Source organism: Streptomyces sp. NPDC058525 (assembly GCF_042719495.1).
GTDB lineage: Bacteria > Actinomycetota > Actinomycetes > Streptomycetales > Streptomycetaceae > Streptomyces.
On the sequence record NZ_JBHXNP010000069.1, the window covers coordinates 1 to 15,134 of the forward strand.

Sequence of the window (15,134 nt, forward strand, 5' to 3'; positions counted from 1 at the left end):
GTCTGGCGCCGTGCATCGCAAGGCGGAGGGGCGCCCGAGTACTGGACGTACTTGGGCGCCCCGACAACGCGGCGAGGCGCGGTGCCAGACGGCGCGGGTCAGGCAAGATCCGAAAGAGACGACCTAGCCGCCGACGCGCGCGACCAGGAGTGCGATGTCGTCGTCGGCCGCCGCCGGGACGAGGTGGGTGATCAGGGAGTCGCACACGTGGTCCAGCTGGCGCTGGGGGTCGGCGAGCAACTGTGTCAGCTCGGCCAGCCGTTCGTCGATGTCGCGGCCGCGGGCCTCGATCAGGCCGTCGGTGTAGAGCACGAGGAGGCTGCCCGGCGGCACCTCGATGTCGGTCGGGGTGAAGGCGACTCCCCCGACGCCCAGGGGGACACCGGGCGGGGTGTCCAGGAGGCGGACCGTGCCGTCGGGGAGCGCGAGGGCGGGCGGCGGGTGTCCGGCCCGGGTGACGGTGCAGTGCCCGGTGGCCGGGTCGCAGACGAGGTACAGGAAGGAGGCCAGCATCGGTTCGGCCAGATCGGCGAGGGTGGATTCCAGCTGGTGCAGCAGGCTGACGGGCGGGAGGTCGAGGCGGGCGAGGGCCCGTACGGAGGCGGACAGCCGGCCCATGACCGCGGCGGCGGCGATGCCGTGGCCCATGACGTCGCCGATGAGCAGCCCCGCCTTGCCGCCGGCCAGGGACAGCACGTCGTACCAGTCCCCGCCGACCTCGTTGACGTCGCTCGCGGGCAGGTACCGGTGGGCCACGGCGATGCCCGGGGGCGGGGTGATGTGCTGCGGGAGCATGCTGCGCTGGAGGATCACCGCGGTCTCGTGCTCGCGTTGGTAGAGCCGGGCGTTGTCGATGCTGAGGGCGGCGCGGGCCGTGAGCTCACCGGCGAGGGTGACGTCTTCGGAGCCGAAGGGCCCGATCGGGCGGGTGCGGTAGAAGGTGGCGACGCCGAGCACCGACTCCCTTGCCACCAGCGGCGCCATGATGAAGGAGTGCACGCCCACGGAGACCAGGTGGGCGGGTTGCGGCGCGTGCCGGGCGGCGGGGGCGTCGGCCTGCTCGTCGAGGCGGGCGATGAGGTAGGGCTGCCGGGCCGCGAGGGACTGGCTGTAGGGGGCGGCCGCGGGGAAGGTGAGGGTGCGGCCGAGGGGGTCGAGGATGTCGGTCACCCGGGATCCGGACAGCGGAGCCTTGCCCAGCCGTCGCAGGGCGACCCCGCCGGTCAGGCCCATGCCGGGGTCGTCGCCCTGTGCCAGTGCGTCAAGGACGTCCACGGTGACGGCGTCGGCCAGGCGCGGCACGGCGAGATCGGCGAGTTCCTGAGCGGTGCGCTCCAGATCCAGGCTGGATCCGACCCGCATGCTGGCCTCGCTGAGCATGGCCAGCCGGCGCCGTCCCGCTTCGGCTTCCACGTGGTCGCGCTGCTGCTCGGTGATGTCGACGAGCGAGGCGATGACTCCGATCGGCATGCGGGCCGGGTCCTCCACCCGGACGTAGGAACACGACCACACCCGGTCGTGGTCCGGTTCGGACGGTGTCCGTCCGACCCGGCGGCGGTCCAGGACGGGGCGCCCGGTCTCCAGGACCTGCCGCATGGCGTCCTCCATCTCCTGGGCGTTCACCTCCGGCAGGATCTGGGCCAGCCGGCGGCCCACGTGCGCCGATTCCGGCAGCCCGTTCATGGCCTCGAGAGCAGCGTTGACCTGGAGGAACCTCAGTTGTGTATCGAGGATGGCGATGCCGACCGGGGAGCGGGCGAACAGGCCGTCCCACACCGCCGACGAACCCCGGATGCGCCGTGCCGCGTGGGCGTCCGCGGCGAAGACCAGCACCGTGGCCGCGCCGTGCTGGCGGTCGGACACCGGAGCGGCCCAGATCTCCACCTCGAGCGGGTGCCCGTCGCGGTGCCAGGCGGTCACCGTGCCCATGACGCCCCGCCCCATGGCCGCGGCCTCCCACAGGGACCGGCCCAGGCTGCGGTCGGCTCCCGGGTGGAGCAGGTCCGCGATGTTGCGGCCCAGCATCTGCTGCGGGGCGTGGCCCAGCAGTTCCTGAGCCAGCTGGTTCCAGCGCACGATCGTCCCGTCGGCGCTGGTGGCCACGACCGCCACCGGCAGCGCGCCCAGCCATCCGCCGGCGGCCTGTGCGGCGCTGCTGATCAGCTCGTCGACCGCGTTGTGCTCGTTCATCTGGCACCCGCATCCAACGCCGCGGTCTCCTTGCCCTGCGTTCCGGCCCTGCGTTCCGGCCTTGCGTTCCGGCTCTGCGTTCCGGCCTTGCGTTCCGGCTCTGCGTTCCGGCCCTGCGTTCCGCGGTCGCGGTTCCATCGTCTGCCGGTCGGCGTGCCACCGCCTCCCCGGTCGGCCGCGCCCACGCACTGCCCGTATGCCGTCACCGAGGGTCACGGGGCCGTCGGGCTGGTCCGAACCGGGGATCCGGGGCCCTTCCCGGTGTCGGGCCGAGCGGTTCAGGGGACCCGTGAAGGGTTGTTTTCAGCCCAGGGAACGAGGGATGGCTGTGGCCAAGGCTTATCTGGTGGGCAGTGGGATCGCATCGCTCGCGGCGGCGGCGTTCCTGATCCGCGACGGCGGGTTCGCCGGACGCGACATCGTGATCCTGGAGGAGCAGGACCGCGAGGGGGGGAGCCTGGACGCGGCGGGTTCACCCGAGACCGGGTACACCATGCGCGGCGGCCGCATGTTCGAGATCCACTTCGACTGCACCTACGACCTGCTGTCCTCCATCCCCTCACTGGACGACCCGGCCACCTCCGTCACCCAGGACACCTTCGCCTTCCACGAGGACTTCGCCTGGGACGACCGGGCCCGCCTGGTCGACGGGCACGGGAACATCATCGACGCGCACTCGATGACCTTCACCGAGCGCGACCGCCTGCAACTCGTGAAGTGCGTGGCCACTCCCGAGGCGCTGCTGGACGGCAAGCGCATCTCGGACCTGTTCCACGAGGAGTTCTTCAGCACCAACTTCTGGGCGATGTGGTGCACCACCTTCGCCTTCGAGCCCTGGCACAGCGCGATCGAGTTCCGCCGCTACCTGAACCGCTTCGTCCACCTGTTCAAGACCTTCGACACCATGTCGGGGATCTACCGCACCCGGTTCAACCAGTTCGACTCGATCGTGCGCCCGCTGCTGGCCTGGCTCACCGCCCAGGGCGTCACGGTCGAGCTGGGCACGCGCGTGACCGATCTGCGGCTGGCCGACGGCGACGGGCTGACGGTGGAGGCCCTGGTCTGGGAGCGCACCGGGAAGACGGGGACGACCGAGCACGGCAGGGCCGCCGGCGAGACGGCCGTCGGTCCGGACGACCTGGTGCTGGTGACCAACGGCTCGATGACCGCGAACTCCACCCTGGGCTCCACCGACACCGCCCCGGCCCTGGACACCACCTCCTCCAGCGGGGCCTGGCAGCTGTGGGAGACCCTGGCCGCGAAGCGGCCCGGAGCCGGACTGGGCGATCCGAACGTGTTCAACTCCTCGGTGAAGGACTCGACCTGGGAGTCCTTCACGGTCACCACCAAGGACCCGCTCTTCTTCAAACTGATGGAGGAGTTCAGCGGCAGCGAGGCGGGCAAGGGCGGCCTGATCACCTTCAAGCAGTCCAGCTGGCTGCTGACCATCGTGCTGAACCACCAGCCGCACTTCCGCGAGCAGCCCGAGGACACCTTCGTATGGTGGGGCTACGCCCTGTTCCCCGACCGGCAGGGCGACTTCGTCGGCAAGCCCATGTCCGCGTGCACGGGCCGCGAGATCCTCGACGAGGTGCTCCGGCACCTGCCCTTCGCCGAGCGGCAGCGGATCCTGGACGGATCCGTCGTGATCCCCGCGATGATGCCGTACATCACCAGCCAGTTCCTGGTCCGCAAGGCGGGCGACCGCCCTCAGGTCGTCCCCGCGGGCTCCACCAACCTCGCGTTCATCGGCCAGTACGCCGAGGTCCCCGACGACGTGGTCTTCACCGTCGAGTACTCCGTACGCACCGCCTGGACCGCGGTGTCCCGGCTGCTCCACCTCGACAAGAAGCCCCCGGCCGTCTACAAGGGCGGGCACGACCCGCGCATCCTCGTCGAGGCCCTGGAAACCCTGCACCGGCGCTGACCGGGCCGGTCCGGCGTCAGGCCCCGGTCCCCGGAGTCGCCGGAGTGGCCGGGGGCGGTGGAGGTGCCGAGCCCGTGACGGCGGCGAGCGCGTCCCGCAGGGCCGGGTCTCCCGGCGGGCGGCCGGTCCAGCGGGCGCCGATGTATCCGTCGGGCCGGACGAGCAGGGCTCCCCGCGGGGAGAGGCCGTACCGCCCGGCCTGCTCGCCGGTGAGGGGCTCGACGTGCAGGGGCCACGGTCCGGCGGCCCGCCGCTCCCAGTGGGCGGGATCCGCGGTGACCAGCGTGAACCACGTGCCGAAGGCGTCGAGCGTGGAGCGGCCGGGTGCGAGCCAGAGGTGGGGCATGCGGTGGCCCGGTTCCGCGGTCGCCTTCGGGGTAGAGCGGGGCGAACGCTCCGTGCGCGGTGAAGTACACCCCGGCGGGCTGCCGCGCGCGCCAGCGGCTGAGATCGGCGTCGAAGACGACGGTGGTGAAGCCGGTCATCGCCCCGGGGCCGCTGGTGTCGATGCCGAGCCGTTGCCGGACGGTGGAGTTGGCGCCGTCGGCGGCGAGTACGTAGCGGGCGCGGACGCTGGTCTCGACGCCGCTCCGGCGGTCGGCGAGCACGGCCACGACGCCGCCGGGTTCTTCCGCCAGGTCGACGAGCTCGACGCCGAACCGCGTGGGGGCGTCGGCCGCGCCGAGCAGGACGGGCTCCAGCCGGTCCTGCGAGGTCACCACCCCGGTCGCGGGGCTTTCGGGGATCGGCGCGTGGACGCCCACCATCTCCGCGGTGGCGAAGTCGCCGTCGTGCAGGGTGTCGCGGAAGCGGACGCGGCCGAACTCCGGGGCGAAGGCACCGGCCGTGATGGCGTCGGCGAGGCCCAGCAGGCGGTAGATCTCCATGGAGCGGGTGTTGACCAGCCGGGACCGGGGGAAGGGGGACAGCTCGCGGTGCTTCTCGACGAGCAGCGTCCGTACGCCCCACCGTTCCAGCAGCACCCGGGCGGTGAGCCCGACCGGCCCACCGCCGACGATCAGCACCTCCACGTCTTCGGCGGCTGCGCCTGCTTCGGGCATGTCGGACTCCTCGTGCTCACCTCGGGCCTGCCGGCGCCGATGGCTCCGGTGTCCACCCTAGGCAGGCGAACCGGCCGCCTCCCCCGATGAGCGGTCCCGGCGCGCCGTCCGCACGCTGCCCTGCGGTCAGGCGGGGCCGGCGGCGAGGCCGTGGCGGCCGGATCCGGCGGCGAAGCGGGCGGCCCCGGTCACGGCGTCGGCGGCGAGGGAGACCGTGCCGTGGCCGAACTCGACGGCGAGGGCGGCGGGTTCGTCGAGGCCTTCCTGTTCGAGCACCGACATGCGGTCGTGGCGCATACAGGTCTGCGGGAACTCCGCCAGCTGTCCGGCGAGTTCCCGGGCCGCAGCCAGCGCCTGGCCGGCCGGGACCACGCGGTGGGCGAGGCCGATGTGGAGGGCCTCGGCGGCATCGACCGCCCGGCCGGTGAGGATCATGTCCATCGCCCGACTCGTGCCGATCAGCCGGGGCAGCCGGACCGTGCCGCCGTCGATCAGGGGCACGCCCCAGCGGCGGCAGAACACTCCGAACACCGCGGTCTCGTCGGCCACTCGGAGGTCCGCCCAGAGGGCCAGTTCCAGGCCCCCGGCCACGGCGTGTCCGCTGATCGCGGCGATGACGGGCTTGGAGAGCCGCATCCGGGAGACGCCCATGGGGCCGTCTCCGTCCGCGGCGACCCGGTTTCCGTTGCCCTCGCTGATGGCCTTCAGGTCGGCGCCCGCGCAGAAGGTGCCGCCCTCGCCGTGGAGCACGGCCACGGCCGCTTCCGGGTCGGCGTCGAAGGCACGGAACGCGTCGGCCAGCGCGGTGGCGGTGGTCAGGTCCACCGCGTTGCGGACGTGCGGCCGGTTCAGGCTGATGGTCGTCACCGCGCCGCTACGGCTGACCCGTACGGGCTCGGAGGTCACGTCGTACTCGGATGCCATGGGGCGAGTGTCTCCTGCCGGGCCGGTCCGGCGGAACACGTCGATCATCCGCGGGCTCGGCGGTGGCCGGGACCGGCCGCCGCCGAGCCCTGCCGCGCCGCACGCGCCCGCTCGCCCCAAGCCCAGAACGGCCGGGGCGCGCCGGTCAGTCGGCCGCCGCGGGGGGACGGGCGAAGTGGCGGGCGGTCGGCACCAGGGCCGCGGCCGCCGGGACGGCGAAGCAGACCGCGGCGCACACGGCGAGGACCGGGGTGACGCCGAAGGCGGAGATGGCCGGGGCGATGAGGGCCAGTCCGAGCGGGGCCAGACCGTAGGAGACCAGGAAGTCCAGCGAGGAGACGCGGGCGAGCTTGTCCGGGGCGACCTCGCGCTGGGTGGCCGTGAACCAGGGCACGTTGAACAGTTCGATCCCGATGCCGGCGACGGCGTACGAGGCGATCACCGCGGCCGGGTGCAGCGGCAGCATGAGGCTCAGCGGTGCGAAGCCGTACGCGGCGAGGCCGGCGAACGCGGCCCAGCCCTGGGCGCGGGGCCGCCAGCGGGCGATGACGAGGGCGCCGCCGAGGGCGCCGAGGGTGTACGCGGTCACGGCGGCGGCCAGCACCCATTCCGTGCCGTAGCGGTCCCGGCTGATCAGCGGCAGGGCGACGCTGGTGGCGGAGTAGCCCAGCGCGATGACCGCGGTGAGCGCGGCGAGGCCCGCGAGGAACCAGGGGTGCCGGCGGGCCTCGCGTATGCCGTCCACGAACTCCGCGCGGAACGAGGCCCGTCGGGCGGGTTCCGGAGCGGCGGCGGGGGTGGCGCCGCCGCGGCCCGGTACGAGAGCGGCGACCAGCCAGAGCAGGCCGATGCCGAGCAGCAGGGTCCACACGTCCAGGAAGGCCGCGAGCAGGGCGGTCAGTGCCGGTCCGGCCAGGGTGGAGCTGCGGACGGCCAGGGTCATGGCGGCGTTGGCCTGCTGCCTGCGCTCCGGGGCCACGACCTCGGCGGTGAGTGCCTGGAAGGCGGGGCGGCAGGCGCCCTGGCCGGCGCCGGCCAGGGCCGCGGCGCAGGTCATGAGCAGGACGGAGCGGCCGAGTCCGGCGGCGAGGAGCGGGGCGGCCGCGGCGGCCGCCAGGGCCGACCAGAGGACGACCGCCCGGCGGGAGTGGCGGTCGGCGAGCACACCGCCGACGGCGACGGCGGCGAGGAAGCCGGCGGTGCGGGCGGCGAGGACGAGGCCGAGTGCGGCGGGGCCGAGCTCGCGGTGCAGCACGGCCAGGCCGAGGACGAAGGGCAGCGCCCAGGTCGCCAGGCCGGAGGCGGTAGTTCCGGCCCAAAGGCGGAGGAACGCGACATCGCGCAGGACGGACGGCGCGGGGGGCGGATCGGTCGGATCGGCCTCGGCCGGGGCCGGGGCGGGCGTGGATGGAGTCGCCACGGGGTGTTGCTCCCTTGTTCACGGTCTTGTTCACGGTCGGACGGGCCGGGTGGCGGGCGGGGCGCCAACGCGCCGCGCGTTCGGCGCCGTTGCGGCCGGCGCCGCCGAACGGCGCGGCGGCGGCCGGGCGGAAAAGCGCCACCCCCGGAGTAGTTATTGAACATGATAACCATTACGGTACTGTCTGGCACGCGGCACTCCTGCCCCGCGACCAGCACCACGCTCTTCTCAGACCGGAGAACCCATGCGTCATCCCGCCCGCCTCGGTATCGCCCTCACCGTCGTCCTCGCGACCGCCGGGTGCTCGGCCGCCGCCGACCGCTCCGCCCCGGACCGCAAGGCCGCGGCCACCGCCCCGGCCAAGGCGACGACCCTCACCAGCTGCGGCCGGCAGCTCGCCTTCGACCGGGCACCCCGACGCGCCGTGGCCCTGGACCAGGCCTCGACCGAGATCCTGCTGGAGCTCGGACTCCAGGAGCGCATGGCCGGAACGGCCAACCTCAAGACCAAGATCCCGGCGAAGTACCAGGACGCCTACGCCAAGGTCCCCGTCATCGCTCCGAAGATCGCCACCAGCGAGCAACTGCGCTCCGCCACCCCCGACTTCGTCGTCGCCGGCTCCGGCGACCTCTACACCAAGGACCGGGCCGGCACCCGCGAGGAACTGGAGGCCCTGAAGGTCCCCACCTTCGTCAGCGCCGTCGACTGCCCGCAGCAGAACGAGCCCGGGAAGACGGCCTTCGACCTGCTCTTCGCCGACTACGAGAACCTGGGCAGGGCCTTCGGCGCCGACGAGGCCGCCACCGCACTCGCCGCCGCGCAGCGCGCCGCGGTCGCCAAGGCCGGGGAGACGGCCGCCCAGGTCAAGGACCAGCCGACCGTCGTCTACCTCTACTCCGTCTTCAACGGCATGCCGTACGTGGCCGGCAAGACGGGCCTGCCCAGCGAGATGAGCCGGATCGTCGGCGCCAGGAACGCCTTCGACGACGTGAACGAGGACTGGCCGGAGGTCTCCTGGGAGGAAGTCGCCAAGCGCGACCCCGACTTCATCGTCATCGGCGACCTCTCCGAGCGCGGCCGGCCGGGCGACAGCGCCGCCGAGAAGCGCGAGGTGATGGGCCGGCACCCGGTGATCTCCAAGCTCGACGCCGTGCGCGGAAACAAGATCATCGAGGTGCCGGGCATCGAACTCGACCCGTCCGTACGGTCCGTGCACGCGCTGGAGCTGCTCGCCACGGGCATGCGGGACCTCGGCCATGCCCGCTGACCCGGCCTCCCGCCCGGGACCGGTGGACCTGCTGCACCCGGCGGCCCGCCGCAGCCCGGCACCACCGGCCACCGCGGCAGCCGCAGTACCGTCGCCCGTACTCCCCGCCGGCCGGTCCGCGCCCGCCCGGGCGGGCCTGTTCCTCGCCGCGGCGGCGGCGCTGGCCGTCTCCATGGCGTGGGCCGTGCGCATCGGCACCGCCGACGTGGGGTGGGCCGACCTCGGCGCGGTGTTCGGCAGCCGGCTCGGCCTGGCCGTCGAACCGCTGCCGCCGCTGGTGGACTCGCTCGTCTGGGACCTGCGGATGCCACGGGTGCTGATGGCCGCCCTGGTCGGCGCCTCGCTCGCGGTGTGCGGCACGGTGCTCCAGGCCGTCACCCGCAACGCGCTGGCCGACCCCTACCTCCTCGGCGTGTCCTCCGGGGCCTCGACGGGCGCCGTGGCCGTCGTGGTCCTCGGCGTGGGCGCCGGCGTGGTCGGGGTCACCGGCGGCGCTCTGGTCGGCGCGCTGCTCTCCTTCGGCCTGCTCCTCCTGCTGCTGCGCCGGACCGGCCTGGACTCGGTGCGCATCGTGCTGACGGGCGTGGTCGTGGGCCAGCTCTTCACCGCGCTGACCTCGCTGACCCTGATGGCCTCGGCCGACGCCGACACCACCCGGGCCGTCACCCACTGGCTGCTGGGCTCGATGGCGCCCGCCCGCTGGGACGCGGTCCTCGTCTGCGCGATCGTCACGCCCCTCGGGCTGGCGGCCGCCTGGCTGTGCTCGGGCGCCCTCGACGGGCTCGCGTTCGGCGCCGACACCGCCGCCTCCCTGGGGATCGGCGTACGGCGCACCCGGCTGCTGCTGCTCGTGGTGACGGCCGTGCTGACCTCGGTGGCCGTCGCGACCGTCGGCGCCATCGGGTTCGTCGGGCTGATCGTGCCCCACGGGGTGCGGTTCCTGATCGGGCCGCTGCACCGGGTGCTGCTCCCGTACGCGGCGCTGGCGGGCGCGGTGTTCCTGGTGTGGACGGACGCGCTGGCGCGGGTCGCCTTCGCGCCGCGCGAGCTGCCCGTCGGCGTCATCACCGCGCTGCTCGGCGTCCCGCTGTTCCTGCTGGTCCTGCGCAAGAGGGGTGAGCTGTGAGGATCACGGCCGAACGGCTGAGCTGGTCCGTGGCGGGCACACCCGTGGTGCGCGCCGTCGACCTGGACATCGCCCCGGGCGAGACCGTCGGGCTCCTCGGGCCCAACGGGTCGGGCAAGTCCTCCCTGCTGCGCTGCCTCGCGGGCCTGCGCGCCCCGGACGCGGGCACCGTGCGGTACGACGGCGCGTGCGTACGGCGGTGGAGCGCCCGGCGCATCGCCCGCCACATCGCCTTCGTGGAGCAGGACTCGGGCTCCGACAGCGATCTGAGCGTCGCGGACATCGTCGGCCTGGGGCGTACCCCCTTCCGGGACCGCTGGCGCGGACCGGACGCGGCCGACCGGGCCGTCGTCGCCGCCGCGCTGGACCGCGTCGGGCTCACCGCACTGGCCGGCCGCTCCTGGCGGGCCCTGTCGGGGGGTGAGCGCCAGCGCGCCCACATCGCCCGGGCGCTGGCCCAGCAGCCGTACGGCCTGCTGCTGGACGAGCCCACCAACCACCTCGACGTGAAACACCAGTTGGAGCTGCTGGAGCTGCTGGCCGGCACCGATCAGACCGTCCTGGTGGCGCTGCACGACCTGTCGCTGGCAGCCCGGTACTGCGACCGGCTGGTGCTGATGCACCACGGGCGGCTGGTCGCCTCCGGCAGCCCCGAGGCCGTCCTGACCGCCGAGCGGCTCGCCGAGGTCTTCGAGGTCGACGCCGAACTCGCCACCGACGCCCTCGGCAACCGCACGGTCGCCTACCGCCGCCGCACCCGCTCCCCCTCCACCCCGCTCGCCCTCTGACAAGGACCTCCGATGACCCGCACCTCCACCGCGCCCGCCTCGTCCACCTCACCCGCCACGTCCACCTCACCGACCTCACCGGCCTCGTCCCTCGCATCCGTCCCGACCGTGGACGCGCTGACGGCGGCCGTGCTCGCCGGTGAGCACGGCCCGCTGCCCTCCGCACTCGTCGCGACGAGCGTGTTCTGGATCCACCACGGCACCCGCCTGGCCGGCGGCGACACCACCTACCTCAACCAGTACGTCCTGGTCCGCCTCGGCGGCTCCTTCGGCGGCTGTGCCTTCGAAGCGGGCGAGCTCGACCCGGCCGTCTGCCGCGAAGCCTCCGGCAGCCCGCTCGACGTCCTGCTGCGCGAGGCACCCCGCCCCCTGCGCATGGCGGCGCTCGACGCCTACCTCGCCGAAGCCCGCCCGCACGTACGGGCCGTGGACGCCGGGGAAGCCGAGGCGCTCGTCCTGCCGGCCGGGACCCCGGAAGTGCGCGCGGCGGCCCGTGACGCGGCCATCGCGGGGCTGCTCGACATCCGCGCGGGTGCGAAGGTCGGCCTCATCGGCGTCGTCAACCCGCTGGTGGCCGCGATCCGCGAGCGCGGCGGCGTACCCCTGCCCTGCGACTTCAACCTGAAGACCACCCAGTGGGGAGACCCGGTCACCGCCGACATGCACCAGGTCCTCGACGAGGCGGAGGCCGTCGTCGCCACCGGAATGACCCTGAGCAACGGCTCGTTCGACACGGTCCTGGACCGCTGCCGGTCCCGGGGGATCCCGCTGGTGGTGTACGCGCAGAGCGGCAGCGCCGTGGCCCGCGCCTTCCTCGGGGCGGGCGTGAGCGCGCTCTCGGCGGAGCCCTTCCCCTTCTCGCAGTTCAGCGCCGACCCCACACGGCTGTACCGCTACCGCGCCACGCCCGGCGCCTGACCTCCGGGCCCCAGACGCCCTCCACGTCCGTCACGTCCTCCACGACAAGGAACTCCCGCATGGACCAGCACTTCGCGGAGTCGGTCGGCCGCCCCGACCTGATACGCCTCGACGACCGGCTCGTCTGCCTCCGCTTCGAGACCATGAAGGTGGTCTCCGCGCTCGCGGCGGTCCGCCACCTGCTCGACACCGGAACCGTCCGGCGCGGCGACACCCTGCTGGACAGCTCCAGCGGCATCTACGCCCACGCCCTCGCCCTGGCCTGCCACCGCTACGGAATGCGGTGCCACATCGTCGGCTCGACCACCGTCGACCGCACCCTGCGCGCCCAGCTCGCCGGACTCGGGGCGACGCTGGAGCAGATGGAGCCGTGCAGCGACCTCAAGCTCGACCAGAAGCGCCGGGTCGAACGCGTCCGCGAGATCCTCGCCGAACACCCCGACTACCACTGGATGCGCCAGTACCACGACGACATCCACTACCTCGGCTACCGCTCCATCGCCGAGCGCATCCGGCGCGCGACCGGCACCGAGGCCCTGACCATCGTCGGCGGCGTCGGGACGGGCGCCTCGACCGGATCCCTGGCCCGGTACCTGCGCGAGGAGGACCCCGGCGTCGAACTCGTCGGCGTACAGCCGTACGGCAGCGTCACCTTCGGCGCCGAGCACGTCTCCGACCCCGAGATCATCATCGCCGGGATCGGCAGCTCCATCCCGTTCGGGAACGTCGCGCACGAGCTGTACGACGTCCTGCACTGGATCTCCTTCGACGCGGCACGCGCCGGCAGCATCGACCTGCTGCGCCGGCACGCCCTGTTCGCCGGGCTCTCCACCGGGGCCGGCTACCTCGCGGCCCGCTGGGAGCGCGACCGCAGCCCCGGGCGGACCGTCCTGTTCATCGCCCCCGACACCGGCCACCGCTACGTGGACACCGTCTACGCCCGCCACGGCCAGGTCGCCCGGCTGGCGGACCTGGCCCCGCACCCGGTGGTCGACCAGGCCGAACTCGCCCTGCCCTGGTCCCGGATGCGGTGGAACCGCGCGCCCTCCCCCGCGCACGGCCGCGTGGGATCCCTCGTGTGACGGACGGCGCCCGCCCGTCCGCCGAACCCGGCGGTGGTTGCCGGGAACCGGCGTCGCACGCCGTCCGACTACTGCCGTGTGGGAGGCGGAAACCCGTACTCCACTCGGCCGGGAGCAGCGGAGAGGCGTGGGATGGGCGGGCTGGATGTGCGCATGACGGAAGTCGCCTGCCGGCACGGCCGGGTGGAAGCCGTCAGCGACGTGAGTCTGGAGATCGCCGCCGGTGAGCGCGTGGCGCTGACCGGCACCAACGGCTCGGGCAAGACCACCCTGCTGCGTGCGGTCCTCGGCCTGCACCGCCAGGTGACGGGCTCCATCACGGTCGGCGGCCGGGACACCGGCTCGCCCGCCGCGTGGGCCTGGCGGCGCCGGGCCTGCGCCTGGATCCCGCAGAAGCCCGCGGCCGGCCGCTTCCCCCTGCTGGGGGCCGAACTGCTCGCGAGCAGCGCCGCACCCGAGGACGCGGCCCAGGCCGCCGCCCGGCTGGGGGTGGGGGCCCTGACCGAGCGGCCCCTGCACACCCTCTCCGGCGGCCAGTTGCAGCGCATGTACCTGGCCCGGGCGATCGGCTGCGTCGGCGCCGGGGCCCAGGTGCTGCTGGCCGACGAGCCCACCGCCGCGCTGGACTTCGACGGTCAGGCGGAGGCCGCGGACGTCCTCACCTCGCTGCCGGTGACCCTGGTCGTCGTCACCCACGACCGGGCCCTGGCGGAGCGCTGCGACCGTGTGCTGGAGATGGCCGCGGGCCGGCTGCGGGAGGTCCGGTGACCCTCGCCACCGCCGACCTCGGCGCCCTCCTCCAGCTGCTGCCCGTCCAGCGGGCCGCCCTCGCGCTGCTGCTCGCCGCGGTCGGACTGCCCGTCATCGGGGTGGTCATCGTCGGGCTCGACATCATGCCGGTCCGGTTCGCGATGATGCACGTCGCCCTGCTCGGCATCGCGATCGGCCTGCTCACCGGTCTCGACCCGATGCTGTGCGCGCTCGTCGCCTGCGCCCTGGCCGGAGCGGGGGTCGCACCGCTCGCCCGCACCCCGGACGGCCTGTCGGGGGCGATGGGCCTGCTGATGAGCCTCGCGATCGCCGCCGCGCTGCTGGTGCTCGCCGTGTCCGGGGTCAACGCCTCCGGCGCCTTCGCCCTGCTGTGGGGATCGATCCTGTCCGTCGGCACGCCCGACCTCGTCGTGCTCGGGGTGCTGGCCGCGGTCGTACCGGGCCTGTTCTGGTGGCGGCGCCGCGACATCGGCCTGCTCCTGCACGACCGTGAGCTCGCCGAGTGCTCCGGCGTCCCCGTACGCGCCCTGACCGCGGCCCTGCTGGTGCTCGTCGCGATCGCCGTCGCGGGCGCGATCAAGCTCACCGGGGCGCTGCTCGTGGACGCCCTGACCCTGCTCCCCGCCCTCGCCGCACGCCGACTGGGCAGCTCGCTGAAGTCGATCACCCTGTGGGCGGTCGGCATCGGGGTGGCCGTCAACGCGACGGGCTTCCTGCTGGCCCTGTGGCTGGACTGGCCGCCCGGCCCCGTACTCGTCCTGACGGCCGGGGCGCTCGTCCTCGCCGTCCACGCCATCCCCGAACGGAGAATCAGCTCATGGCGCGCACCCGCGTCCGTATCACTTCCCTCCTCGCACTGAGCGCGGCACTCGCCCTGGTCACCGGCTGCGGCAACGACACCCCCACGCCCGCGGCGGACGGCGCGCCGCCGCGGGCGGGCAAGCCGGTGGTGGTGGTCACCACCACCTGGGAGGGTGCCTTCGCCAAGGCCGCCGGAGCCGAGGACGTCAAGGTGATCGTCCCGCAGTCGGTCCACCACGCCCCCGACTACGACCCCAAGCCCTCCGACCTCGCCGCCGTCGCCAAGGCGGACTTCGTGCTGTACGCGCCCTTCGAACCGTACGCCGCGAAGATCAAGGAGGCCGCCGGTTCGAAGGCGAAGCTGGTCGAGGTGAACCTCGACAACGACCCCGACAAGGCCAAGGCCGAAGTCGACAAGCTGGCGGCGCTCTTCGGCACGACGGACGCCGCGACGCAGTGGAAGTCCGGCTTCGACGCGGAGTACGGGAAGCTGAACAAGGAGCTCCAGGCCGCCTGGCCGGACGGCACGAGCCCCTCCGTGGTCACCCAGGTCTTCACGGCCTGGTCCGCGAAGCTCGCCGGCGCCACCACGGTGGGCACCTACGGCCCGGAGGCGGTGACCCCGGCGCAGCTGGCCGCACTCTCCGCCAAGAAGCCGTCGCTGGTACTGGACAACGCGCACATGTCGACCGGGACGGTGCTGCCCGATGCGGGCGCCAAGCAGGTCGGAATCGTGAACTACCCGGGCGAGGACCTGGATCTGCTGGCGGTGTACCGCAAGGCGGCGGCCGAGCTGAAGAAGGCCATGGGCGGCTCCTGATCCGCGAGTCCCCGCCGGCGCGGCCCGGGACGGTCCTGG

The 15,134-nt window shown here is 73.7% G+C and carries 13 protein-coding genes and 1 pseudogene; 9 read left to right on the forward strand and 5 right to left on the reverse strand.

Going from position 1 to position 15,134, the window contains the following annotated elements; translation table 11 throughout:
• Positions 1-123: 123 nt before the first annotated feature.
• Positions 124-2,190, reverse strand: coding sequence for a SpoIIE family protein phosphatase (locus ACFWP3_RS27755; RefSeq protein WP_384226200.1), 2,067 nt, complete (start codon positions 2,188-2,190; stop codon positions 124-126).
• 328 nt (positions 2,191-2,518) lie between these two features.
• On the opposite strand from ACFWP3_RS27755, the gene ACFWP3_RS27760 reads away from it, so the two are divergent.
• Positions 2,519-4,117: an oleate hydratase gene (locus ACFWP3_RS27760; protein WP_384226290.1), complete on the forward strand. Its 1,599-nt coding sequence runs from the start codon at positions 2,519-2,521 to the stop codon at positions 4,115-4,117.
• Positions 4,118-4,133: 16 nt separating this feature from the next.
• Here the strand turns inward: ACFWP3_RS27760 and ACFWP3_RS27765 are convergent, their stop codons facing one another.
• The 4 genes and pseudogenes from ACFWP3_RS27765 to ACFWP3_RS27780 all read right to left on the reverse strand — a co-directional run bounded on the left by ACFWP3_RS27765 (position 4,134) and on the right by ACFWP3_RS27780 (position 7,447).
• Positions 4,134-4,463, reverse strand: coding sequence for a hypothetical protein (locus ACFWP3_RS27765; RefSeq protein ID WP_384226292.1), 330 nt, complete (start codon positions 4,461-4,463; stop codon positions 4,134-4,136).
• A gap of 118 nt (positions 4,464-4,581) precedes the next feature.
• Positions 4,582-5,178, reverse strand: a pseudogene (locus ACFWP3_RS27770) (FAD-dependent monooxygenase); the annotation flags it as partial.
• Positions 5,179-5,304: 126 nt separating this feature from the next.
• A complete protein-coding gene (locus ACFWP3_RS27775; protein ID WP_384226202.1) occupies positions 5,305-6,102 on the reverse strand; it encodes a crotonase/enoyl-CoA hydratase family protein in 798 nt (265 codons plus the stop codon).
• Between the two features lie 145 nt (positions 6,103-6,247).
• Entirely contained in the window at positions 6,248-7,447 is a 1,200-nt protein-coding gene (locus tag ACFWP3_RS27780) for an MFS transporter (protein ID WP_384226294.1), read from the reverse strand.
• 319 nt (positions 7,448-7,766) lie between these two features.
• Here ACFWP3_RS27780 and ACFWP3_RS27785 point away from each other — a divergent pair, with 319 nt between their 5' ends.
• From ACFWP3_RS27785 to ACFWP3_RS27820, 8 genes are all read left to right on the forward strand, one after another.
• Entirely contained in the window at positions 7,767-8,789 is a 1,023-nt protein-coding gene (locus ACFWP3_RS27785) for an ABC transporter substrate-binding protein (protein WP_384226205.1), read from the forward strand.
• Positions 8,779-9,915, forward strand: a complete 1,137-nt coding sequence (locus ACFWP3_RS27790) for a FecCD family ABC transporter permease (RefSeq protein ID WP_384226208.1) — start codon at positions 8,779-8,781, stop codon at positions 9,913-9,915. The genes ACFWP3_RS27785 and ACFWP3_RS27790 overlap by 11 nt, the downstream gene beginning before the upstream one ends.
• Complete coding sequence (locus tag ACFWP3_RS27795) at positions 9,912-10,703, forward strand: ABC transporter ATP-binding protein (RefSeq protein WP_384226210.1); 792 nt, start codon at positions 9,912-9,914, stop codon at positions 10,701-10,703. Before ACFWP3_RS27790 ends, ACFWP3_RS27795 begins: the two co-directional genes overlap by 4 nt.
• Positions 10,704-10,715: 12 nt before the next feature.
• The gene (locus ACFWP3_RS27800) at positions 10,716-11,621 is read left to right on the forward strand and encodes a Rossmann-like domain-containing protein (protein WP_384226212.1); all 906 of its coding nucleotides are present in this window, start codon (positions 10,716-10,718) and stop codon (positions 11,619-11,621) included.
• A gap of 59 nt (positions 11,622-11,680) precedes the next feature.
• The gene (locus ACFWP3_RS27805; protein ID WP_384226214.1) at positions 11,681-12,703 is read left to right on the forward strand and encodes a pyridoxal-phosphate dependent enzyme; all 1,023 of its coding nucleotides are present in this window, start codon (positions 11,681-11,683) and stop codon (positions 12,701-12,703) included.
• Between the two features lie 132 nt (positions 12,704-12,835).
• Entirely contained in the window at positions 12,836-13,471 is a 636-nt protein-coding gene (locus ACFWP3_RS27810; RefSeq protein WP_384226217.1) for an ATP-binding cassette domain-containing protein, read from the forward strand.
• Entirely contained in the window at positions 13,468-14,334 is an 867-nt protein-coding gene (locus ACFWP3_RS27815; protein WP_384226218.1) for a metal ABC transporter permease, read from the forward strand. Before ACFWP3_RS27810 ends, ACFWP3_RS27815 begins: the two co-directional genes overlap by 4 nt.
• The gene (locus ACFWP3_RS27820) at positions 14,292-15,095 is read left to right on the forward strand and encodes a metal ABC transporter solute-binding protein, Zn/Mn family (protein WP_384226221.1); all 804 of its coding nucleotides are present in this window, start codon (positions 14,292-14,294) and stop codon (positions 15,093-15,095) included. The genes ACFWP3_RS27815 and ACFWP3_RS27820 overlap by 43 nt, the downstream gene beginning before the upstream one ends.
• The last annotated feature ends 39 nt before the right edge of the window (positions 15,096-15,134 follow it).

What these genes read in the sequence shown, in the direction of transcription:
- ACFWP3_RS27755 (WP_384226200.1), bottom strand. Translation starts at nt 2,190, where the DNA reads ATGAACGAGCACAACGCGGTCGACGAGCTGATCAGCAGCGCCGCACAG.
- ACFWP3_RS27765 (WP_384226292.1), bottom strand. Translation starts at nt 4,463, where the DNA reads ATGCCCCACCTCTGGCTCGCACCCGGCCGCTCCACGCTCGACGCCTTC.
- ACFWP3_RS27775 (WP_384226202.1), bottom strand. Translation starts at nt 6,102, where the DNA reads ATGGCATCCGAGTACGACGTGACCTCCGAGCCCGTACGGGTCAGCCGT.
- ACFWP3_RS27785 (WP_384226205.1), top strand. Translation starts at nt 7,767, where the DNA reads ATGCGTCATCCCGCCCGCCTCGGTATCGCCCTCACCGTCGTCCTCGCG.
- ACFWP3_RS27790 (WP_384226208.1), top strand. Translation starts at nt 8,779, where the DNA reads ATGCCCGCTGACCCGGCCTCCCGCCCGGGACCGGTGGACCTGCTGCAC.
- ACFWP3_RS27800 (WP_384226212.1), top strand. Translation starts at nt 10,716, where the DNA reads ATGACCCGCACCTCCACCGCGCCCGCCTCGTCCACCTCACCCGCCACG.
- ACFWP3_RS27805 (WP_384226214.1), top strand. Translation starts at nt 11,681, where the DNA reads ATGGACCAGCACTTCGCGGAGTCGGTCGGCCGCCCCGACCTGATACGC.
- ACFWP3_RS27810 (WP_384226217.1), top strand. Translation starts at nt 12,836, where the DNA reads ATGGGCGGGCTGGATGTGCGCATGACGGAAGTCGCCTGCCGGCACGGC.
- ACFWP3_RS27820 (WP_384226221.1), top strand. Translation starts at nt 14,292, where the DNA reads ATGGCGCGCACCCGCGTCCGTATCACTTCCCTCCTCGCACTGAGCGCG.